At 70.0% G+C, this 20,612-nt stretch carries 21 protein-coding genes; 9 read left to right on the top strand and 12 right to left on the bottom strand.

What is annotated here, in order from left to right; genetic code table 11:
- Window positions 1-121: 121 nt before the first annotated feature.
- On the bottom strand, window positions 122-3,094 hold the full coding sequence (locus BDW27_RS15445; protein ID WP_255421492.1) for a UPF0182 family protein: 2,973 nt from the start codon (window positions 3,092-3,094) through the stop codon (window positions 122-124).
- 254 nt (window positions 3,095-3,348) lie between these two features.
- On the opposite strand from BDW27_RS15445, the gene BDW27_RS15440 reads away from it, so the two are divergent.
- Entirely contained in the window at window positions 3,349-3,876 is a 528-nt protein-coding gene (locus BDW27_RS15440) for a PPA1309 family protein (protein WP_233515773.1), read from the top strand.
- Window positions 3,877-4,135: 259 nt separating this feature from the next.
- On the opposite strand, the gene BDW27_RS15435 is transcribed toward BDW27_RS15440, so the two are convergent.
- The 3 genes from BDW27_RS15435 to BDW27_RS15425 are packed head-to-tail and all read right to left on the bottom strand — an operon-like array spanning window position 4,136 to window position 6,788.
- Window positions 4,136-5,203 carry a PDZ domain-containing protein gene (locus tag BDW27_RS15435; RefSeq protein WP_110049848.1) on the bottom strand — a complete coding sequence of 356 codons (1,068 nt, stop codon included), beginning with the start codon at window positions 5,201-5,203 and terminating at the stop codon, window positions 4,136-4,138.
- Between the two features lie 54 nt (window positions 5,204-5,257).
- Window positions 5,258-5,695 (bottom strand): molybdenum cofactor biosynthesis protein MoaE, encoded by a 438-nt coding sequence (locus tag BDW27_RS15430; RefSeq protein WP_049572243.1) that lies wholly within the window; start codon window positions 5,693-5,695, stop codon window positions 5,258-5,260.
- A 25-nt stretch (window positions 5,696-5,720) separates the two neighbouring features.
- Entirely contained in the window at window positions 5,721-6,788 is a 1,068-nt protein-coding gene (locus BDW27_RS15425) for an NAD-dependent epimerase/dehydratase family protein (RefSeq protein WP_110050156.1), read from the bottom strand.
- A gap of 123 nt (window positions 6,789-6,911) precedes the next feature.
- On the opposite strand from BDW27_RS15425, the gene BDW27_RS15420 reads away from it, so the two are divergent.
- The 3 genes from BDW27_RS15420 (at window position 6,912) to BDW27_RS15410 (ending at window position 9,412) form a co-directional block, all read left to right on the top strand.
- Window positions 6,912-8,330, top strand: a complete 1,419-nt coding sequence (locus BDW27_RS15420) for a zinc-dependent metalloprotease (protein WP_026128879.1) — start codon at window positions 6,912-6,914, stop codon at window positions 8,328-8,330.
- A complete protein-coding gene (locus BDW27_RS15415) occupies window positions 8,331-8,897 on the top strand; it encodes an NUDIX hydrolase (RefSeq protein ID WP_017542403.1) in 567 nt (188 codons plus the stop codon). It begins immediately after the preceding gene.
- Between the two features lie 143 nt (window positions 8,898-9,040).
- A complete protein-coding gene (locus BDW27_RS15410) occupies window positions 9,041-9,412 on the top strand; it encodes a hypothetical protein (RefSeq protein WP_110049846.1) in 372 nt (123 codons plus the stop codon).
- A gap of 54 nt (window positions 9,413-9,466) precedes the next feature.
- On the opposite strand, the gene BDW27_RS15405 is transcribed toward BDW27_RS15410, so the two are convergent.
- From BDW27_RS15405 to BDW27_RS15385, 6 genes are all read right to left on the bottom strand, one after another.
- Window positions 9,467-10,030 carry a M48 family metallopeptidase gene (locus BDW27_RS15405; RefSeq protein ID WP_110049844.1) on the bottom strand — a complete coding sequence of 188 codons (564 nt, stop codon included), beginning with the start codon at window positions 10,028-10,030 and terminating at the stop codon, window positions 9,467-9,469.
- Between the two features lie 272 nt (window positions 10,031-10,302).
- Window positions 10,303-10,461 carry a hypothetical protein gene (locus tag BDW27_RS27505; RefSeq protein WP_017542400.1) on the bottom strand — a complete coding sequence of 53 codons (159 nt, stop codon included), beginning with the start codon at window positions 10,459-10,461 and terminating at the stop codon, window positions 10,303-10,305.
- Between the two features lie 39 nt (window positions 10,462-10,500).
- Entirely contained in the window at window positions 10,501-10,779 is a 279-nt protein-coding gene (locus tag BDW27_RS15400; protein ID WP_017542399.1) for a WhiB family transcriptional regulator, read from the bottom strand.
- Between the two features lie 204 nt (window positions 10,780-10,983).
- Window positions 10,984-11,334: a hypothetical protein gene (locus BDW27_RS15395; RefSeq protein ID WP_110049843.1), complete on the bottom strand. Its 351-nt coding sequence runs from the start codon at window positions 11,332-11,334 to the stop codon at window positions 10,984-10,986.
- Between the two features lie 202 nt (window positions 11,335-11,536).
- Window positions 11,537-12,424 carry an acyl-CoA thioesterase II gene (tesB, locus tag BDW27_RS15390; RefSeq protein ID WP_110049841.1) on the bottom strand — a complete coding sequence of 296 codons (888 nt, stop codon included), beginning with the start codon at window positions 12,422-12,424 and terminating at the stop codon, window positions 11,537-11,539.
- Entirely contained in the window at window positions 12,417-14,522 is a 2,106-nt protein-coding gene (locus BDW27_RS15385; RefSeq protein ID WP_110049839.1) for an ATP-dependent DNA helicase UvrD2, read from the bottom strand. The genes tesB and BDW27_RS15385 overlap by 8 nt, the downstream gene beginning before the upstream one ends.
- A gap of 269 nt (window positions 14,523-14,791) precedes the next feature.
- Here BDW27_RS15385 and BDW27_RS15380 point away from each other — a divergent pair, with 269 nt between their 5' ends.
- Both BDW27_RS15380 and BDW27_RS15375 read left to right on the top strand, forming a co-directional pair.
- Complete coding sequence (locus BDW27_RS15380; protein ID WP_017542395.1) at window positions 14,792-15,082, top strand: mycoredoxin; 291 nt, start codon at window positions 14,792-14,794, stop codon at window positions 15,080-15,082.
- Between the two features lie 142 nt (window positions 15,083-15,224).
- Complete coding sequence (locus tag BDW27_RS15375; protein ID WP_051061231.1) at window positions 15,225-15,683, top strand: ANTAR domain-containing response regulator; 459 nt, start codon at window positions 15,225-15,227, stop codon at window positions 15,681-15,683.
- Window positions 15,684-15,860: 177 nt separating this feature from the next.
- Here the strand turns inward: BDW27_RS15375 and nudC are convergent, their stop codons facing one another.
- Window positions 15,861-16,811: an NAD(+) diphosphatase gene (nudC, locus tag BDW27_RS15370; RefSeq protein WP_049572266.1), complete on the bottom strand. Its 951-nt coding sequence runs from the start codon at window positions 16,809-16,811 to the stop codon at window positions 15,861-15,863.
- A gap of 139 nt (window positions 16,812-16,950) precedes the next feature.
- Window positions 16,951-18,333 (bottom strand): dipeptidase, encoded by a 1,383-nt coding sequence (locus BDW27_RS15365; protein ID WP_110049838.1) that lies wholly within the window; start codon window positions 18,331-18,333, stop codon window positions 16,951-16,953.
- A 115-nt stretch (window positions 18,334-18,448) separates the two neighbouring features.
- On the opposite strand from BDW27_RS15365, the gene BDW27_RS15360 reads away from it, so the two are divergent.
- From BDW27_RS15360 to BDW27_RS15350, 3 genes are all read left to right on the top strand, one after another.
- A complete protein-coding gene (locus BDW27_RS15360; RefSeq protein WP_110049836.1) occupies window positions 18,449-18,796 on the top strand; it encodes a helix-turn-helix transcriptional regulator in 348 nt (115 codons plus the stop codon).
- 47 nt (window positions 18,797-18,843) lie between these two features.
- Window positions 18,844-19,326 (top strand): SRPBCC domain-containing protein, encoded by a 483-nt coding sequence (locus tag BDW27_RS15355; RefSeq protein ID WP_110049834.1) that lies wholly within the window; start codon window positions 18,844-18,846, stop codon window positions 19,324-19,326.
- A gap of 230 nt (window positions 19,327-19,556) precedes the next feature.
- Complete coding sequence (locus tag BDW27_RS15350; RefSeq protein WP_110049832.1) at window positions 19,557-20,093, top strand: EF-hand domain-containing protein; 537 nt, start codon at window positions 19,557-19,559, stop codon at window positions 20,091-20,093.
- The last annotated feature ends 519 nt before the right edge of the window (window positions 20,094-20,612 follow it).

The following is a 20,612-nucleotide window of genomic DNA, read 5'->3' as shown; positions in this document are numbered from 1 at the left end:
GCCCCGTTCCGGTGCGGCCCGGCGGGGCCCGCAGGGGCTTCGGACACGGGAACGGGGCGGGACCCGAAAGGTCCCGCCCCGTCGTACTCGGCGCCCCAGGGGCGGTCGGTACGGCTACGGACTAGTTGCCCGCGGCCTCCTCAAGGGCCTCAAGAGCCTCACGCAGGCGCTCGTTGGCCTCGTCGTTGGACTCCTGGGCCTCCTCCCAGGCCTCCACGGCCTCGTTGAGGGCCTCGGTGAGGTCGCTGGGCTCGCTGTCGCCCGAACCGGCCTCGGAGGTCTCCTCCTCCTCGGTGCCCTGCTCGGCGTCCGGGTCCGGCAGCGGACCCTCGCCGCCCTCGAACAGGTTGTTCAGGGCGTCCTGGAGGTTGCTGCCGATGGCGACCTCCTCACCGAATCCGACCATGACCTGCTGGAGCAGCGGGAAGGACGCCGCTCCGCCGCCACCGGCCTGCACGTAGAGGGGCTCCACGTAGAGCAGACCGCCGGCGAACGGCAGGGTCAGCAGGTTGCCCCGGGTCACTTCGGCGTTGGACTGCTCCAGCGGGAGCAGGACCTCACGCACGTCGGCGTCCGAGTCGAACGCGTTCTGCACCTGCCCGGGACCGAAGATCACCGTGCTCCGGGGCAGCTCCAGCAGCTTCAGCTTCCCGTACTCCTCGGACTCGGGGTTGCTGTCCACCGCCATGAACGCGGCCAGGTTCTCACGGTTGTTCGGCACGAACGTGGTGGTCAGCGAGAAGCTGGGCTCGTCCGAACCGGGGAAGTTGATGGTCTGGCGGTAGGGCGGCTCGGAGACCTCGCCCTCCCGGGTCGGGTCGTTGGGAACCGACCAGAAGTCCTGACCACCGTAGTAGGACGCGGCGTCCGTCACGTGGTACTCGCGCATGATCTCGCGCTGCACCTTGAACAGGTCGTCCGGGTAGCGCAGGTGCTGGATGAGCTCCTCGCTCATCTCGTCCTTGTCGACCACCGTGCCCGGGAAGGCGCCCTCCCAGGTCTTGAGGACCGGGTCCTCGTCGTCCCAGCCGTACAGGGTGACGGTGCCGTCGTAGGCGTCGACGGTGGCCTTCACCGAGTTGCGGATGTAGTTGACCTCGTTGCCGGGCAGCGCGCCGACCTGCTGCGCGGAACCGTCGGTGAAGGTGTCGGTCACCGCCTGGGTGAAGTCGACCCGGTTGGCGTACGGGTAGCCGTCCGAGGTGGTGTAGCCGTCGACGATCCACACGACCTTGCCGTCCACGACCGCCGGGTAGGGGCGGCTGTCGACGGTGAGGAACGGGGCGACCTTCTCGACGCGGTCCAGCGGGTCGCGCTCGTAGATGATCCGCGAGTCGCTCGTGATCGCGCTGTTGAGCAGGATGCTCGTTTCCTGGTACTTGATCGCGTACAGGATGCGGTCGAAGAAGTTGTTCAGCGGCACGCCGCCGTCACCGTCGTAGCGGTTGTAGGCCTGCGAACCACCCGCCGGGTCCCCCTCGGCGTTCTCCTCGGTGGCCTCGGCGTCCTCGGCCGGGGCCTCCTCGCCGCCGTCCTGGCCGTCCGAGGGCGCGCGCGCCTCGTCCGGGCTCGGGCTGGCGTCGACCGCGTCCTCGAGCGTGGGGACGTCGGGCTCGTCCGAGGCGGGGTCGACCGGGTAGTCGTACTCCTCCTCGGCCTCGACGATCACGTAGTCGGCGCCTTCGCGGCCGTAGTAGATCCTCGGCTCGTACTCGCCCGCGACCTCGCTCAGCTCGCCGCGCGGCGGGATGTTGTACTCGGTGAAGACCGGGCGGCCCTCGTTGTCGATCAGGTTGCCCGCGGCGGCGACCATGCCGAAGCCGTGGGTGTAGATCAGGTGCCGGTTGAGCCAGTTGTCCTGGTCGGCGGGCGGGCCGTCGAGTTCACGAACGGCGACGATCGTGTCGATCAGGTTGCCGTCGGCGTCGGGGTAGCGGTCCACCTCCAGCACGTCCGGGAACTGGTAGAAGCCTCGGACCTGCTGCATCTGCTGGAAGGTCTGCGAGACCACGGCCGGGTCGGCCAGTCGCACGCTGGGGATGGTGTCGGCCTCGGCCGCCAGCTCCTGCGGCGTGAGCTCCGTGGTGGCGTCGTAGGTCTCCACCTCGGCGTCGGCGATCCCGTACGCCTCGCGCGTGCTCTCGATGTTGCGCTCGATGTACGGGCTCTCCAGGCGCTGCTCGTTCGGCCTGACCTGGAAGTTCTGGACGATCTCGGGGTAGGCGACGCCGACGACCACGCCGGACAGAACGAGCAGTCCGAGGGAGGCCACCGGGATCATCGTGTTCTTGAAGACGATGTTGGCGAAGAACAGGACCGCGCAGATCACCGAGATGACCGTAAGGATGGTCAGGGCCGTCTTGACCGCGTTCACGTCCGTGTAGGAGGCACCGAAGGTGTAGCCCCGGTCGGAGAACACCAGCCCGTAGCGGTCCAGCCAGTAGGAGCCCGCGCGCAGGAGCACGAACAGGCCCAGCAGCACCGACAGGTGCACCCGGGCGGCGGGGGTGGCGCGCTGCCCGGAGTCGTTCTGGAGGCGGACCCCGCCGTACAGGTAGTGCACGATCACGGCGGCGATGAACGCCAGGATGACGGCCGCGTACAGGTAGCCGAGCAGGATGCGCAGGAACGGGTAGGTGAACGCGAAGAACGCGATGTCCATGCCGAACTCGGGGTCACTCACCCCGAAGTCCACGCCGTTGACGAACTGGAGGTAGGAGCGCCAGTCACCGCTGGCGGCCGCGCCGGCCAGGAGCGCCAGGGCGCCGACCGCGATCCAGAAGAAGAGCTTGCGGTGCGGGTCGATGGACTGCCGGTAGCGGTCCAGGCCCTGCTGTTCCAGGCTCATCGGTCTGATACCGGGCCGGGCCCGGTAGGCGAAGAAGATGCTCGCGCCGACGATGACGGCCATCACGAGCGCCGCGACGGCGAAGAGCAGGACTCGGGTCCACAGCTCGGTCAGGAAGACCGAGGTGTAACCGACGGAACTGAACCACTTGTAGTCGGTCCAGAAGTTCGCGGCGAACATCAGTCCCGCGATGATGACGACCACGGTCGCCGCGACTGGCGCGAGCAACCTTGATCGGCGAGGCATACGCGCAGGTGGTGCGCCGGGCGATCGGAAGCTCACGCCTCCCCCTCGTTCTGGCTTGGTAGGTGCGTTGGTTGCGCGTGTGGCGCCTTCATTACAGAAAACTTAATCGGTGGCCGCCAGGTTCCCGAAATCGCCCTCCACCCGGTGACAAGGCTGCATCGTTGGGGTATCGGAGTCGCATCCGGAGGGCACGGTGCGACCCTACTGCCGCCGAACGGGCCCGGCGAGGTTCCCACATCGGCGACCATGGAAACGTGTCGAACATTCGCGAAGCAGTCATGGACCTGGAACGCCACGCCGCCGAGCAGGGGTGGGACCGCCCGTTGGGGCTGTACGCCCTGGTCCCCACCTCGGAGCTGCTGGCGGCGGAGCCCGCGCTGGCGGGTCTGCTGGGGATCGGCTCCCCGGCCGACCCCGACGAGCTGACCCCGGTCGAGCAGGAGGCGCTGTCTCCGGACGTGCCGCTGGAGGAGGCGCTGGGGCGCATCCTGTGGCCCGAGGGCGTGGCCGGGTGCGCGCTGGTCATGGAGCGCCTGGTGGTGAAGGGCTCGGACGAGACCCTGGCCGCCGGTGAGGACCCCTCCGCCTCCGGCAAGGAGACCGAGGAGATCCGCATGGTCGCGGGCGTGCTGCGGGACGGTTCGCGGCACTGCGCCATGCGGATGCGCAGCCACGACACCGAGTCCGAGGTGCTCAACGGCCCGGACCTGATCCCGGCTCTGACCTCCGCGCTGGCGCTCACCCTCGACCTGGACGAGGAGCTCCCCCAGAAGGAGAGCTGACCCCCACCCGTACGAAAGGACCCCCGGACCGCACGGTCCGGGGGTCCTCTCATGCCCACATGTTCGCCTCAGCCCCAGGCGTGCTTCCTCTCTGTACGCCCCGGCCGCGGGGGGTTGCCCGTTCGGTGCCGGAGAGGGTTCTGGAGGTGGTGGAGGTGGGATTGCGAGGAACGAGCCATCACACCGAAGACGCCGAAGGTTCCTCTGCAAAGGCGCCGAACACGCATCGAAGCGAAGCGGAGATGCAAAGAAGACACTGCTACTCGCAGCGGGGCAGTTCGCCCTCTCCGCCTCGGATGACGTCCAGCGCGTCCATGGCGTCGGTGAGGGTCTCGACCCGGACGACGTCGAGGTCGCCGTAGGCGGCGGACTGGAAGACCTGGGAGCAGCTGTCGGCGGCGACGAAGAAGTACTCGGCGCCGTCGCGCTTGGCGCTGACCATCTTCTGCGGGATGCCGCTGATCCCGCCGACCTGGCCGTCGGAGGAGATGGTGCCGGAACCGGCGATGCTGGCCCCGCCGGTGATGCTCTCCTCGCTGAGCCGGTCGATGATCCCGAGGGCGAACATCATGCCCGCGCTGGGGCCGCCGATCTCGCCCACGGAGATGGAGACGTCGACGGGGAAGTCCATGTCGTCGGCGATGAGGACGCCCACCGCGGCCGTGCCCTCGTCACCCTCGACGGTCTCCATCTCGACCTCGACCTCGTCGCCGTCGCGGTCCAGGACGAGCCCGACCGGTTCGCCGGGGGCGCGGTCGCCCACCCGGTCCACCACGTAGGAGCTGCCCACGAGTTCCTCGGTGTCGGTTCCGCTGGTGTGCGTGGGGACCTTCTCGCCGTCCACCTCGATGATGCGGTCACCAGGCTCGACGACCCCGTCTGCGGGCATGTCCGGGACGGTGTCGGCGACCAGCGGGATCGCCTCGTAGTCGATGTTGAGCTGGTTGAGGGCCGCGGCGGTGGCGTCGGTCTGCGAGTCGTTCATCTGGAGGGACTGCCGCTCGGTGACCTCCTCGGGGGACCGCCCCGCGGGGAACAGGAGTTCCTCGGGCAGTACCGCCTGGCTCGGTGAGAGCCAGGCCGTCACGAGGGTGAAGAGGTTGAGCCGGTGGTCCGGGCCGCCCGCGTACTGGACGGTCACCATGGAGAGCGATCCGTCGTGCTCGTAGTTCTCGGCGCCCTCGACACCGATGACGGGCTCGCCGCCCTCCTGCTGTCCCAGGGTGTCCAGGGTGACGCCCGGGGCCGCGACGAGGTAGGGCATGGGCAGGAAGAGGCTGCCGTACCCGAGCCCGGCAAGCAGGACGAGAGCGGCTACAAGGGTCATGACACGACGAACCATGCTGACACCTTAGAGCCCTCCGGGACCTGGAGGGTGGACTCAGGGCGAGCCGACCCACTCCGTCCCGCCGTCCTCGAAGGCCTGGTTCTTCCAGATGGGCACCTGGGCCTTGAGGTCGTCGATGAGCCTGCGACAGGCCGCGAAGGCCTCCTCGCGGTGGGCGGCGGAGGCCGCGACGACCACGGCGAGGTCCCCGATCTCCAGGTCCCCGACGCGGTGCGTGGCGGCCATCCGCACGACCGGTCGGCCCGGTGCCGTGGTGTCGTTCAGCACCTTCTCCATGACGACGCGCAGCTGCGCCTCGACGGAGGGGTGTGCCGAGTAGGACAGGGCCGCGACGTCGCGGCCGTGGTCGTGGTCGCGCACGGTGCCGATGAAGACGGCGGTGCCGCCCGCCCTGGGATCGGACACGGCCGCCAGGACCTCGTCGACGGACAGGGGCGTGTCGCGTACGGCCGCGAGAGTGATCTGTTCCACCTGGAAACCGTATCAAGCGGTCGGATCAGGACTTCCCGCGCTTGCGCAGGTGGCGGATGGCGGCGGCGGTCCCGATGGCCGCGGCCGCCGCTCCGGCCGCACCGGCGGCCGTGATGGTGACCTCCTTGCGGCCGAGGCTGCGTCCGGCGATCGCGTGCTTGCCGCTCTTGGACTCCAGCAGGACGGCCAGCGCGGACTCGTTGTCGTGGGCGGGCTTCCACCCGGCCTCACGTAGGGACGCGCCGTCCACCACGCACGGGTAGACGAGGAACTTGATCTCACCCGCGGCGGCCGGGGTGATGCGGGCCTGGTGCAGGCGGCGGACGGCCCCGAAGGCGAGGTTGGCGGGGACCTCGAAGTGCTTCATCCCGGCGATCTCCTCCACCTCCCCCTGAGTGAGGGAGCCCTCGCTGCCCACGGCGACCACACCGTCGGTGCCGGTCACTTCGTGCAGGGCGCAGTAGGCGAGCGCGGAGGCGAGGTCGTCCTCGTGGCAGAACTGCCAGTGCTGTTCGTGGCCCTTGACGGTGAGGAGCCGGGGCGCCGAGAAGTGGCGGCTGAGGAGGGTGTCCAGTTCGGGGCCGACGAGCGGCGCCGGTCGCACGACGGTGACGCTCAGGCCCGGGTGGGCCCGGCGGGCGCGTTCGGCCAGTTCCTCGACCTCGGCGAAGTCGCCCATGAGCCCCTCGCTGTTGTCCGAGACGCGGGTGGCGTTCTCGGGCAGCGGCACCGGGTTGTCGGGGGCGGCGCCGTAGACCATGGTGCTGGTGATGAGGAGGACACGGGGGACGCCCGACGCGGCGGCGGCCGTCAGCACGGTCTGCGCGGCCCGGATGTTGTGGGCCCGGCGCGAGGACGGCCGGGTCTCCAGGGAGCGGTCGTCCGCGGTGTGCACGAGCACGTCGATCCCGTGCAGGCGCGAGACCAGCCCGGGGTCCTGGACGTCGGCGATACGCCAGGTCACGCCGCGCAGGTCGGCGAACTCGTCGTCGATCGCCACGACCTCACGAGCGGAGATGGAACCTTCTGGCGTGGCCAGGCGTTGCACGAGGAGTCGGCCCACTCCGGAGGCGGCACCGGTGACCGCCACCACCATGCCCGCCCTATCCGAGGGGCTGTGCTGTGGGCGAACCTGGCTGCTTTCGGTATTCACTCCGGGCGACTCCCAGCTAACGTGACAGTGGAGACCAAACCTAATCCTGCCTGAGGTCTGATTGTGAGCGACCTGCCTTTCGGTTTCAGCATGCCGAACGATCCCGATGACGAGTCCGGACGCCGTTCAGGCGACTCCGGCTCGGGTGCCGGCAGCGGCGGCCCGGGCGGGGGGAACCCCGGAATGCCGGACGGATTCCCGTTCGGCGACCCGCAACAGATGGCCAACATGCTCCGCCAGTTCGCGGACATGATGTCGTCCCAGCCCGCCCCCGGTGCGCCGGAGGCCGGCCAGACGTCCTCGACGTCCGGCATCAACTGGGACATGGCCAAGAACATCGCGCGGCACGCGGTGTCCCAGAAGGGGGACCCGAGTGTGCCGCCCGCCGACTACGCACGGATCGAGGAGGCGCTGCGCCTCGCCGACCTGTGGCTCGACCAGGCTACCGACCTGCCCTCGGGGATCCAGACCGCCCAGGCCTGGAGCCGGTCGGAGTGGATCGAGAAGACGATGGACTCGTGGGCGCAGCTGTGCGACCCGCTGACCGCCAAGACGGTCCAGGCCATGGGGCAGAACCTCCCTGAGGAGATGGCTTCCATGGCCGGTCCGCTGCTGGGGATGATCCAGCAGATGGGCGGCATGATGGTCGGCCAGCAGGCCGGTCAGGCCATCGGTGAGCTCGCCCAGGAAGTGATCGGAACCACCGACATCGGTCTTCCGCTCGCCGGTGAGGGCAACGCCGCGCTGCTGCCCTCGGGGGTGGCCCGCTTCAGCGAGGGCCTCGAGATCCCCGAGGACGAGGTGCGCCTCTACCTCGCCGCGCGCGAGGCGGCCGTGCACCGGCTGTACGCGCACGTGCCGTGGCTGCGTTCCCACGTGTCGCGGCTGGTCGAGGAGTACGCGGCCGGGATGTCGTTCGACGTCAGCGGCCTGGAGGACAAGCTCGGCGAAGTCGACCTCTCCAACCCCGAAGCACTCCAGGAGGCCCTGTCCGGCGGCATGGGCACCGAAGGGCTGCTCCAGCCGGAGGACACCCCGCAGCAGAAGGCCGCGCTGAAGCGCCTGGAGACCACCCTCGCCCTGATCGAGGGCTGGGTGGCGACCGTGGTGTCCTCGGCGGTGTCCGAGCGGCTGCCGCAGTCCGGCGCGCTCGCGGAGACCACCCGGCGCCGCCGCGCCACGGGTGGACCGGCCGAGCACACCTTCGCCGCCCTGGTCGGCCTGGAGCTGCGCCCGCGCCGTCTGCGTGAGGCGGGGGCGCTGTGGGCCGCGCTGGAGGAGGCCCGGGGCGTTGAGGGCCGGGACGCCGTGTGGCACCACCCGGACCTGATGCCCACCGCCGAGGACCTGGACGACCCGGACGCGTTCGTGAACGGACGCGGCGAGTTCGAGGGCACGGACTTCGACATCTCGTCGCTGACCGACCCGGACGGCTCCGAGCGGCCCCGGCCCGGCGACAACGACGACGAGGACGGCAAGTAGGTGGGTCTGCACTCCGACGCGCGCTCGGTGCTGGACGCGTGGACCGCGCCCGACTCCGGGCAGGAGGAGCTGCGCCGCTCCTACATCGACCACCTCGACGCCCACGGTGACGCCATGTGGCGCTCGTGCCTGCCCGGGCACCTGACCGCGAGTTCGGCGATCGTGTCCGACGACGGTTCCCGGGTGGCGCTGGTGCTGCACCGGGTCCACCGGATGTGGTTGCAGACCGGTGGTCACTGCGAGTCCGAGGACGCCACCCTGGGCGGCGCCGCCATGCGGGAGGCCACCGAGGAGTCCGGGATCAGGGGGCTGACCCTGCTGCCGGAGCCGGTGCGGCTGGATCGCCACGCGGTGCCGTGCGGCGGGGGCAGCTTCCACCTGGACGTGCAGTACGCGGCGGTGGCCCCGGCCGACGCCGTGCTGGTGCGCGACCCGGACGAGTCCGCCGGGCTGGACTGGTTCCCGGTGGGCGACCTGCCCGAGCCCAGTGACGACTCCGTCCGGGCCCTGGTCGACGCCGCCGTCCTCGCGGTCCGCGCGCACCGGCGGACCACCGCCACGAACTGAACCGCGCCGAGGAGGCCCGCCCGGAGAAGGCTCCGGACGGGCCTCCTTCGTGGGTACCGAGTCCGATGACGGCCGACCGGTCGTGGACGCCACAACGAGACGGGGAAGACCATGAACCACCGGCGCGCTGCGAGGCGTTCGCAGTGTCTCTGATCACCGTGCTGGGGCTCCTGGGCGGGCTGGTCCTGGTCGTGCTGGCCAAACGGGCCCGCAAGGCCGCCGAGCGGCTCCTGGCCGACGAACGCTCGGGGCTGGTGGGGCCGCGTGAGGTCGCACGCGCCCGAGTGGAGCAGAAGCGGCGGTCGCTGCGGCTGGGCCAGCTGGTCTGCGGGTTCATGGGAGTGCTGCTGGTGGCGGTCCTGGGGCGGGCCGCCGTCTCCGGCGCGTGGGGCGGGACCACCCTCTACTACGCCGCCGTGTTCGGGGTGCTGCTCGTGGTGAGCGCCCTCGTCCTGGTGCGCGTCGCGGCCGACGTCAGGGCCGCCGAGCAGGAACTCGACGCGTCGGGCGGCTGAGCGGACGGGAACCGCATGGGAGTCCCGAGCCACTACGGCACGGAGGCAGGACCGCTACTCCTCGAAGGCGACCTCGTCGGGTTCGAGGGCCTCGGAGGGCTCCCCGTGGTCGCAGTCCGAGCGGCTGCCCGCGCTGAACCCCTCCAGGTAGCCGCGGGCGCGGTCGGCCTTGGGGTAGCGCCGGACCAGCTCCCAGAAGTCGCGGCCGTGATGCGGGATGCGCAGGTGCGCGAGCTCGTGGACGAGGACGTAGTCGACCACCCAGGAAGGCATCCCCGCGACGCGGCGGGAGATACGGATGGTACGGGTGTCCGGGGTGCACGAACCCCAGCGGGAGTTCTGGTTGTCGACCCAGCGGACGCTGTCGGGCAGGTGCGTCCCGTCCAGGTAGCGTTCGGCCAGTTCCACCGCGCGTTCCTGGAGCTCCCGGTCACCGGGGTGCCTCCGGCCCTCGCGGGCCTGGAGCTTTTGCAGCATCTGGTCCACCCAGCGCTTTTCCTCTGCGCGGGAGAACGTCGCGGGCACGAGGACGACCGTGGTGTCCCCGTCCCTGTAGGCCGACACGGTGCGGCGGCGACGAGGACTGCGTCGTACCTCGACTTTGGTGTTCGAGGGCACAATGTTTACGGTATCCGAGGGAGGCCCTCACGAACAGGTGTGGGTTGTCCTGATATGTGATTTCTTTCGCGCCGTGTCCGGCCCGGGCGATCGGGGGGCCAAACGGGGTCCCGTCACGGATTCCCCTCTGACCAGGGGGCTTCAGGCCTGGTGAGACGGCACATACCCGGGCTGGATTCGGGGGCCGCAGGTGGTTTTGGTTACACAAACGAGACCGAACGGCGCGCTCCTGGCGCCCTTCGGCCTCGTCTGTTCACTCACCTGTCAGTCCGTCAACACAGCCGTGACCACGCGATTTCCATGATCGCCTGCTCCGCACGACGCTCCTCGCGCTGACGGGCGCGCAGCTGTCGGGCTCCCAGACGTCTGATCTGACGCTCGCGCGGCTCCTCGTCGGCCCGCTCCACCATCTGCATGAGTTCCTGCATCATCGTTTCGAGTCCTTCGGTTTCGTTGGTTCTTGAGGTGGTTCAGGCCGCTACCGGGGCGGGGTTCTTGCGGGGACGGCCACGCGGACGCTTGCGCGCCACGACCTGACCGGAGACGAGCAGCTGCCCGCCCCAGACACCCCACGGCTCACGCCGTTCGAGTGCGTCCGCCAGGCACTGCTCCCTGATGGGGCAGGAACCGCAGATCGCCTTGGCCGCCTCGACCTCCGCGGGGGACTCCGCGAAGAACAGGTCCGGCTCCATACGGCAGGGGATTTCGACCTCGCCCAGCTGGGGCGCTTCCAGGACCGACGCGAGCATCGGTGCCCTCCAAGATCTTTGATCGTTCGTACAACGCGGTCGGTGTTCAGTCACCGGAACGGGTCCGGTGAGGGACTCGGACTTGCGATGCCGCCGCCTTCTCCCTCGTCCCTGGGGGACGGAGAGCCAACGGAGATACAAAGAAAGCCGCGGCCCCTGTGTCGGGGTCCGCGGCCACGGTCGAGGATCTCGGCCTGTGCTGCTCTAGGCCGGAATCTTCCGTGGACACTCCCCCGATGCGCCATAGCGCGGGGTTTCGTGCGATGCCTCGATGACGCCACCGGTGAACTTGCCGCGATCAAGGGCAGGCTCGGACTCGTGGCGCGGTTCGCCGACGACACCGGATCCGGACACACCGGTCCCCTGGAGCACGGAGCCAGATCCAACGAGCTGGACCATGCCGAGGGCGTGGATGCCGTTCTGGGCGCGCAGGCGACCGCCGATGGTGCTACCGCTCAGGCCGATGCCCGACACGACTCCTGTCGGGAACGGACGCCAAGCAGCCTCGGAAGCGAGGGTCAACGAGGTCATCGTGTTCATCTCCGTGGTGGTCATTTGATCGGGCACCTCCTTCGAAGTCGGGTACAGGGTCTCGCACCTGTACCGAGAGCGGTTGGTTCGACGAGTACACACTACGGGCCGCCCACAAAGATCGGCAACCTATTTTTGACCTGGGAAAACGTCCGCATCCGGCCAGAACCCGACGGGAATGGCGAAGGGCCCGGGAGCGTTGCTCCCGGGCCCTTCGTGAACTCCTTCAGGACCAGCCCTCCGCGTCCACGACGCGGATCATGCCCTCCTGCACCACGGAGCAGACGAGATGTCCGTCACGGGTGTAGACCAGGCCGCGCGCCAGCCCCCGGGCGCCCTGGGCGGTCGGCGACTCCTGCGCGTACAGCAGCCACTCGTCGGCGCGGAACGGCCGGTGGAACCACATCGCGTGGTCGAGGCTGGCCATGGCTATGCCCGCGAACGACCTCCCGTGCCGCAGCAGCACCGTGTCCAGCAGGGTCATGTCCGAGGCGTACGTCATGAGGCACACCTGGGTGAGGCGGTCGTCCGGCAGTTCGCCGTCCACCTTGAACCACACCGGGTTGGTGGCCGTGCGCAGCTCGGGGTCGCGTTCGGCCTCGAACGACATCGCGCCCACCGGACGCATCTCGATGGGGTGCCACTGCACGAAGTTGGGCACCTTCCCGAACGCCTCACGCAGCCGTTCCCGGGTGCTGAGCAGGTCCTCGGGCGGAGGCACGTCCGGCATGGGGGTCTGGTGGTCCAGCCCGGGCTCCTCCTTGTGGAAGGAGGCCGAGAGCGTGAAGATCGGCTTGCCGTGCTGGACGGCCACGACACGGCGGGTGGTGAACGAACGCCCGTCGCGGACCCGGTCGACCTCGTACACGATCGGCACGGTCGGGTCTCCGGGCCGTATGAAGTAGGCGTGCAGGGAGTGCACGTAACGTTCGGCGGGCACGGTCCGGCCCGCCGCCACGAGCGCCTGACCGGCGACCAGACCGCCGAAGACCCGCTGCGGTCCCTCCGCCGGGCTGATCCCCCGGAAGATGTTGACCTCGATCCGCTCCAGATCCAGGACCCTCAGCAGGTCGGCCAGCGACTGGCCCCTGAGTTCGGCGTCGTGTTCACTCATCCTCGTCCTCTCCGTCACCGGCCTCCCCCGCCGGTTCCCTCCCCGCGACCAGCGCGAGCACCGCCTCACCGTAACGGTCCAGCTTGGTCGGACCCACCCCGGACACCGCCGTGAGCTGGGAGACGCTGGAGGGTTCCTGCTCGGCGATGGCCAGAAGAGTGGCGTCGGTGAAGATCACGTAGGCGGGCACCTTCTGCTCCTGGCTGGTGCGCTTGCGCCAGTCGCGCAGCCGCTCCAGGAGTGCCTCGTCATAGGTGGAGGGGCAGTCGAGACAGCGGCCCAGCTTGCGTTCGGTGGCGTCGGAGACCACGTTGGAGCAGACCCGGCAGCGCACCACACCGCCCTTGCGGCGCTCGCGGCGGTTGGCGGTGGACGGCGAGGCGGGACGGAGTCCGTCGAGGAAGCGGGAGGGCTTGCGGCTCTTGCGGCCGCCCGGGGAGCGCGAGAGCGACCAGGACATGGCCAGGTGTGCGCGTGCGCGGGTGACCCCCACGTAGAAGAGCCTGCGCTCCTCCTCCACCTGTTCGTCGGTCTCGGCGTAGATGATCGGGATCATGCCCTCGGTGAGGCCCACGAGGAAGACGGCGTCCCACTCCAGCCCCTTGGCGGAGTGCAGGGAGGCGATGGTCACGCCCTCGAACCCGGGGGCGTGCTCGGTGGCCATGCGCGTCTCCAGCTCCTCGACGAACGCGCCCATGGTGGCGGCGCGTCCGTCGGGGCCGGGTGTGGCCGCCATGTCCTCGGCGAGCTGGGCGAGCGCGGACAGCGACTCCCAGCGCTCCCGGGCCTGGCGGCCCTCGGGGGCGCTGTCGGTGAGTCCCATCTGGGAGAGCAGACTCCGCACCGTCGCGACGAGGGGTTCGGCCACCTCGTCGGCGGCGCCGTGCCGGGCTCCGCGCAGCGTGTGCACGGCCTGCTTGATCTCGGGGCGCTCGAAGAAGCGGGTGGTGCCGCGCACCGTGAACGGGACGCCCTCGTCCGCCAGCGCCTGCTCGTAGGAGGCCGACTGGGAGTTGGTGCGCACCAGCACCGCGATCTGGCTGGCCGGGGTGCCGTCCTCCAGGAGGACGCTGATCTTGCGGGCGACCCCGGTGGCCTCGGCGGGCTCGTCGTCGTACTCCTGGTACAGCGGGTCCGGTCCGTCGGGGCGCTGCGCCTGGAGCGTGAGGTGGTTGGCGGAGGTGGTGTCCCGGGCCTGCGCGATGACGTGGTTGGCCACCCTCACCACCTGGGGAGTGGAGCGGTAGTCGCGGACCAGCCGGACGACGGTGGCGTGCGGGTAGCGGTTGGCGAACCCGGTGAGGTAGCTGGGGGTGGCCCCCGCGAACGAGTAGATGGTCTGGCTGGGGTCGCCGACCACGCACAGGTCGTCGCGGTCGCCCAGCCAGGCGTCCAGGAGGAGCTTCTGGAGCGGGTTGACGTCCTGGAACTCGTCCACTACGAAGTACCGGTACTGGTCGCGGACCCGCTGGGCGATGGCCGGGTACTCGGTGATCATCCCGGCGGTGAGTTCGAGCATGGACTCGAAGTCGAGGAGGTTGTGCTCACGGCACAGCTCCTCGTAGGCCTCGAAGACCCGGGCGACCTCACCGGCGTTCATCGGGGCCTGCCGCCCCGCCTTGGCCACGGCCTTGTCGTAGTCGCTGGGCCGCACCTGGGTGACCTTCGCCCACTCGATCTCGCTGGCGAGGTCGCGCAGCCCGAGCCGGTCCGGCTGCTGTCCCACCGAGTTGGCGGCGCGCGCCACCACGGAGAGCTTGCTGTCGATGAGCTTGGGCTTCTCCCCGCCGATCACCTGCGGCCAGAAGAACCCGAGCTGGCGCAGGGCTGCGGCGTGGAAGGTGCGGGCCTGGACCCGGGGGGCGCCCAGGGAGCGGAGCCGACCGCGCATCTCCCCGGCGGCGCGGGCGGTGAAGGTGACCGCGAGGATCTGCTGTTCGGAGACGACCCCGCCGGCGACGGCGTGCGCGATCCGGTGGGTGATGGCCCTGGTCTTCCCCGTCCCGGCACCGGCGAGGATGCACACGGGTCCGCGCAGGGCGCGCGCCGCCTCGGTCTGTTCCGGGTCCAGTCCCTCCAGGACGCGGTCGGGGTCCATGGTGCTCCTGAATCTGGTTGGGGAGGCTGCGTCCGCCGGGGCGGCTGACTCGCCGTGGGCGCACAGTCTCTCAAGTATCGGTCGTCACCGGGAGCGGATGGGCCGGGTGCGGGTGTCGGCCGCGGCACCGATCCCGCGAGCTGCGGGAACAGTCCGGGCCACACATTCCAGAACCAGGAGGCCCTGTGAGGCGTCCCACGTTGTGTCGCACGGTCATGGGAAGCGGCGGGACCCCCTTGGTGTTGGAATGGGGGTACCGATCCCCAAACATGACCGTCGACCAGGAAGACGTGAGCGAGATGACGAGTACGGGCACCGAACGATTCACGATGTACAGCACCCCCTGGTGCGGGTACTGCAAGCGCCTCAAGAGCCAGCTCTCCCGTGAGGGCATCGCGGTGCGCGAGGTGAACATCGAGGAGAATCCGGAGGCCGCGGAGTACGTCATGAAGGTCAACAACGGGAACCAGACGGTCCCGACGGTGGTCTTCAGCGACGAGACCGCGATGACCAACCCGTCGCTCGCTCAGGTGAAGAAGAAGTTGGCCGAGCTGTCCTGAGGACGAACGGCGCGGGCCGCCCTGGTGCGGTCCGCGCGGCGGGACCCCCTCCCCCAGGGGGCGGACACCCCCGAGTTCCGTACGGCGGCGAGGTCGGCACCGTAGCGCGGACGATGACGGGGAGTGTTGAGTGGGGGACGATATGAGGCCTCATGACATAGCGGTCACCGACACGGTGACCGTCGAAGTGGTACGACGCACCCCGAGCGGGTGGCGCGTGGGCACCGAGCAGCACGGGCACGAGGCGCCTGACCTGGTCAGCGCCATGGTCCTGGCGGATCTCCTCACCTCCGAGGCGGGAACCGGGCGTCCTCGCACCCAGGCGCCCGGACGGGCCCCGGAGGGGGCTTCCGAAGTGGAGCGGCTGCGGCACACGATCACGCAGCTGGAGCACGCCCTGCACTCGCGGGTCGTGGTGGAGCAGGCCATCGGGGTCCTGGCGGAGCGGCACACGATGCCGCCTCGCGAGGCGTTCGAAAGACTGCGCTCCTCGGCCAGGTCGCGTGGCAGGAAGGTCGCCGACCTGGCCCAGGACGTGGTGGACAGCAGCACGAGTCCGCTGACCGTCCTTCCGGACGAGCTGACCACGGGGTCCGGTTGAACGTTTCCGGGTGAATCGGCCCGGGTGGACGGGTCCCGGCGGAACGGGACCCGAGTGTGTGCCGCGGGCGTCCGGCGCGGGGGGGGACGGACGGCCCGCGGTTCCGGTCCGCTCCGCGGGCGGCGGACTATGGCGCCCGGGGGCCGGTGGGGGCGGTGGCGGTCACGTCCCCGCTGTTCACCAGCCTCCGGGAAGCTCCGCTCCGTACCAGTGCTCGATCAGCGTGCGGGCGATGGACACCCGTCCGGGGAGGCTGACCTCCTCCGCGTGCACGGCCTCGGCCAGCGCCGCCCGGCTGAACCAGCGGGTCTCGGCGATCTCGTCGTCGGTGCGCTCGGTCTCCCCCACGGCGCGCGCGGTGTAGCCCATCATGAGGCTCCGCGGAAACGGCCACGGCTGCGAGGACACGTAGCGGGGCGACTCGACGACCACGCCCGCCTCCTCCGCGACCTCGCGGATCACCGCCTGTTCGAGGGACTCCCCGGCGTCGACGAACCCGGCCAGCACGGAGAAGCGGCGGGCGTCCCAGTGGGGGTTGTTGCCGAGCAGGCACTCCTCCTGGCCGTCGCGTTCGCGGTGCACCAGCATGATCACGGCCGGGTCCATGCGGGGGAACTGCTCGGTTCCCTCCTCCTCGCAGACGCGGACGTGTCCCGCCTTCTCGATGCGCGTGCGGGAGCCGCATCGGGGGCAGAAGCCGTGGCTGGCGTTCCAGTTGGCGAGGGCGATCGCCCGGGTGAACAGGCCGGTGTCGTGGTCGCTGAGGATCGCGCCGACCTCCCGCAGTGACGCGGGTTCGGCCACGGGGTTGGGCTCCAGCTCCTGGTGGGAGCGCACGGCGAAGTAGGCGCGGTCTCCGTCGCTGCCCAGGAGGTAGCGCTCGCCCGGGGGCGCGTGGTGGGGGTCGGTCAGGACCAGTTCCCGGGTCTGCCCGGTGGTGACCAGGGCGCGGGACTGCTTGGCCATGAGCGCCTGCCAGCCGTAGCTGCCGGGTTCACCGCCCTCCAGTACCAGGACCCGGGTGCGGGCGTCGGCCCAGGCTGCGGCCAGCCAGGCGTCGTCGCCCCGGCGGTGTCCGGCGGGGTCGACGGTCGATCGGGCGAGCAGGGGTGTGGCTTCGGTTTCCATGGGACCTTCCGACGTGGTGGTCATCCACCAGGTGTAACGCCTTCCGGGGTCCCGTGCACTCCCGTTGGGCAAACACGCGCGGCCGCCGCCCTGGCTGCGGCGGCCGCGAACGGCGGGCGCGGAACCGCCGCGTGCGGGCTCAGGCGTCCCTGGCGGCGCCGAGCTCCTCCCACAGGTACGCGGCGCTCTCGGCGCCCTTCAGCAGGAGGGGCGTCTCGACCTTCTCGTTGGGGGCGTGGATGCGGTCCTCGTTGAGGCCCACGGCCAAGAACACCAGCGGCGCCTCGAGGATGTCGGCGATGTCGGCCTCGGGGCCGCTGCCACCCTCACGGGTGAAGAGGACCTCCTTGCCGAAGGCGCGTCCCATGGCGGAGCGGGCGGCCTTCAGGGCGGTGGAGGAGAGGTCGGAGGCGCAGGCGCGCACGCCGGGGCCGCCGAACTCCAGCTCAGCGCGGACGCCCTCGGGAGTTGCGGCCTCCACGTAGGCGCGGACGCGGTCCTGGATCTCCAGGGGCTCCTGCCCGGGGACGAGGCGGAAGCTGATCTTGGCGTGGGCGGAGCGGGGGACGATGGTCTTGCCGCCAGCGCCGGTGTGGCCGCCCCACATGCCGTTGATCTCGGCGGTGGGCCGGAGCCAGACGCGCTCCAGGGTGCTGTACCCCTGCTCGCCGCGCGCGGCGGTGGAGGCGGCGGTGGCGAGCCACTCCTGCTCGTCGAAGGGCAGGCGGGCGATGAGTTCGCGCTCCTCCGCGCTGGCCTCGACGACACCGTCGTAGAAGCCGGGAACGGCGACGCGGTTGTCGGCGTCGTGCAGTCCCGAGAGCAGGTCGCTCATGATCTTGAGCGGGTTGGGGACAGCTCCGCCGAAGGAGCCGCTGTGGAGGTCGCGCTCGGGGCCGTGCAGGCTGATCTCGACGTCGGTGACGCCGCGCATGCCCACGCACATGGAGGGGGTGTCCGGGGCCCACATGGTGGTGTCGGAGATGACGGCGACATCGCAGGCCAGGCGCTCGCGGTTGGCCTTCATGAGGTCGGCGAAGTGGACGGAGCCGGACTCCTCCTCACCCTCGACGAGGAGCTTGATGGTGACCGGCGGGGCCTGTTCGCCGGAGGCGGCGAGGGCCGCGCTCACGCCGAGGGCGTGGAAGAGGACCTGGCCCTTGTCGTCGGAGGCGCCGCGCGCGTACAGGGAGGTTCCGCGTTCGGTGGGGACGAAGGGCTCGGTCTCCCACTCGTCGAGGGGGTCGACCGGCTGCACGTCGTGGTGGCCGTAGACGAGCACGGTGGGCGCGGCCGGGTCGGCGGCTGGCCACTCCGCGAACACGGCGGGCAGGCCGGGGGTCTCCCAGACCTCCACAGTGGGGAACCCGGTGGAGGTGAGGTGGTCGGCCAGCCAGCGGGCCGAACGGCGCACGTTGTCGTGGCGCTCGGGGTCCGCGGAGATCGAGGGGATCGCCAGCCACTCCTTGAGGGAGGTGAGGAACTCGTCCCGGTGGGCCTCGATGTAGGCGCGTGCGTCCATCAGTCGTCCTTCTCCTAGACGTCGTTGTCAGGTTCGACCTTAGAACCTGGACAAACAGGACTTGACCTCGTCACCCCTTGTCGCCGGAGCGGAGTGCGAACTAACCTGAAACCACATGGTTGTACACAGTGCGTCCAACGAGGACGAGCGCGTGGACCTGGTGTTCCACGCCCTGTCGGACGCCACGCGCCGCGACATCCTCCACCGTTCGGTGGAGGGGGGACTGTCGGTGACGCGGTTGGCCGACGACTACCCGATGAGCTTCGCGGCGGTGCAGAAGCACGTCGCGGTGCTGGAGAGAGCCGGTCTGGTCACCAAGCACCAGCGAGGCAGGGAACAGCTCGTGCGCACCGAACCCGACGCCCTGCGCCGGGCCCGCGCGGCCCTCGACCGGATCGAGGAGCTGTGGATCGGGCGCATGGACCGCATGGCCCTGCTGGTCACCGAGGCTCCCGGGGCGTAGCACGCGAACCGGCGAGGCGCGGGGAACCATCACGAAGGGAACCACCGATGGCTGTCACCAGTGTTGACAAGGACTTCGAGAACCTGACCCTCACGGTCACCTGCGACCTGCCCTCCACCGTGGAGCGGACCTGGGAGCTGTGGTCGGACCCGCGCCAGCTGGAGCGCTGGTGGGGGCCGCCGACCTACCCGGCGACGGTGGTCCGGCACGAGCTCACGCCCGGGGGCGCCGTCACCTACTTCATGACCGGCCCCGAGGGCGACCAGCACCACGGCTGGTGGCTGATCGAGAGGGTGGACGCACCGCGTTCGCTCGAATTCACGGACGGTTTCGGGGAGACCCCGGGCGACCTCGGGGACATGCCGGCGGGCACCATGCGGCTGGACGTCGAGGAGCACGGCGACGGTTCACGGATGACCCTGCGCACCACGTTCCCGACCCATGAGGCGATGGAGCAGATGCTCAACATGGGCATGGCCGAGGGCATGCAGGAGGCCATGGGCCAGATCGAGTCCGTCCTCACCTCCTGACCGACCGAACCAGACCAGGGACCAGGGACGCCCCCGTACCGCGACGTCGGTTACGGGGGCGTCCGCTCGTCTCGGCTGGGTCGGCCACCCCAGGCCCCCCGGGGTGCGATTCGCGTGCCTTTGTCCCCCACCAGCGTGAACACCCCGGCGAACAGGGAACCTTTTGCTCCGGCCGGGACTCTGACGTCACGGGGAGGGAGAGGCCCGCCCCATTCGCACAGGAGGCCCCCGTGAGCAACGACCCGCAGATCGCCGCCAGGTTCGGAGATCTCTTCGACGCGCTGGACACCAACCGGGACCAGGCCGTGACCTGGGTCGACTACCAGAGGCTCGTGAACCGGTACCTGTCCGGCTACGGCCTGGAGGGGTCGGAGCCCCAGGCCCTGGCGGTTCAGGAGGCGTACGAGTCCCTGTGGGGCATGCTGGTGCGGACCTCCGCCGAGGTGCGCCTGGACCGGGACCAGTTCGTGGCCGCCATGCAGGAGGCGTCGGAGGACCGGAGCCGGTCGAACACGGCCGAGGCCGTCGCGGAGGCCGTCTTCGACCTACTGGATGGGGACGGCGACGGCACCATCAGCCAGGGCGAATTCCTCGTGTACGCCAAGGCCCTGGGCGCCCGGGAGGACGATGCCCGTGAGCGGTTCGCGCACGTGGACACCGACGGGGACGGCGTCATGAGCCGTGAGGAGTTCGTGCTGTCGGCCCGGCAGTTCCTGTTCGGCGACGACATCGACTCCCCCGGGGGCTTCGTCTTCGGCGTGGTCTAGTTCGCTGGCGGGGATGTGCCCCGGTCAGGGAATCCACGTCCCTCTGACCTGACCGGGGCACGCGGTGGCGTTCGGGGCACCCGGTCACACCGATGAAGCGGCCCCAGGGTCTGTGGTCAACGGCGGGGCGTGTCACGGCTGGTCTAGGTGGGTGGCGAAAGCAGCAGCGAGGGTGGGTGCGCCCCCAGGACTGTGGTCAACGGCGGGGGTGTCGCGGCTGGTCCATGTCTGCGACGAGAAAGCGGCAGCGAGCACAAAGGTGGGGATTGGCCTAGCACATAAGTGCGACACTCCAACGGTTATCCACAATGGACGATCGGCCTATTCTCACAGCGAATGGTCAGCCTTTTATAACCACCCGGATATAGCCCCACCAAGGCCGAACAGCCTACTATTGAAATATGGTCCCCTTTCCCGCAGTGCCCGCCCCGACCACCGGGTCCACCCCGGTGGACACGGCCATGCGCACCGCCCGGGAACAGGCCACCACCTTCTTCGACCGCGAGTTGACCCCCGGGT

The sequence above is a fragment of the Nocardiopsis sp. L17-MgMaSL7 genome, assembly GCF_003182025.1.
GTDB classification, from domain to species: Bacteria; Actinomycetota; Actinomycetes; order Streptosporangiales; family Streptosporangiaceae; genus Nocardiopsis; species Nocardiopsis prasina.
The sequence above is the reverse complement of the archived record's forward strand: the minus strand, read 5'-3'. Positions and strand labels throughout refer to the sequence as shown.

Bases quoted from the DNA above. Each gene is read 5' to 3' on its own strand.
- tesB (WP_110049841.1), bottom strand. From the start codon at position 12,424: ATGAGTGAACACGACGCCGAACTCAGGGGCCAGTCGCTGGCCGACCTG.
- BDW27_RS15375 (WP_051061231.1), top strand. From the start codon at position 15,225: ATGAGGCCTCATGACATAGCGGTCACCGACACGGTGACCGTCGAAGTG.
- BDW27_RS15385 (WP_110049839.1), bottom strand. From the start codon at position 14,522: ATGGACCCCGACCGCGTCCTGGAGGGACTGGACCCGGAACAGACCGAG.
- BDW27_RS15445 (WP_255421492.1), bottom strand. From the start codon at position 3,094: ATGCCTCGCCGATCAAGGTTGCTCGCGCCAGTCGCGGCGACCGTGGTC.
- BDW27_RS15380 (WP_017542395.1), top strand. From the start codon at position 14,792: ATGACCGTCGACCAGGAAGACGTGAGCGAGATGACGAGTACGGGCACC.
- BDW27_RS15435 (WP_110049848.1), bottom strand. From the start codon at position 5,203: ATGACCCTTGTAGCCGCTCTCGTCCTGCTTGCCGGGCTCGGGTACGGC.
- BDW27_RS15395 (WP_110049843.1), bottom strand. From the start codon at position 11,334: ATGACCACCACGGAGATGAACACGATGACCTCGTTGACCCTCGCTTCC.
- BDW27_RS15400 (WP_017542399.1), bottom strand. From the start codon at position 10,779: ATGCTCGCGTCGGTCCTGGAAGCGCCCCAGCTGGGCGAGGTCGAAATC.
- BDW27_RS27505 (WP_017542400.1), bottom strand. From the start codon at position 10,461: ATGATGCAGGAACTCATGCAGATGGTGGAGCGGGCCGACGAGGAGCCG.
- BDW27_RS15360 (WP_110049836.1), top strand. From the start codon at position 18,449: ATGGTTGTACACAGTGCGTCCAACGAGGACGAGCGCGTGGACCTGGTG.
- BDW27_RS15365 (WP_110049838.1), bottom strand. From the start codon at position 18,333: ATGGACGCACGCGCCTACATCGAGGCCCACCGGGACGAGTTCCTCACC.
- nudC (WP_049572266.1), bottom strand. From the start codon at position 16,811: ATGGAAACCGAAGCCACACCCCTGCTCGCCCGATCGACCGTCGACCCC.
- BDW27_RS15355 (WP_110049834.1), top strand. From the start codon at position 18,844: ATGGCTGTCACCAGTGTTGACAAGGACTTCGAGAACCTGACCCTCACG.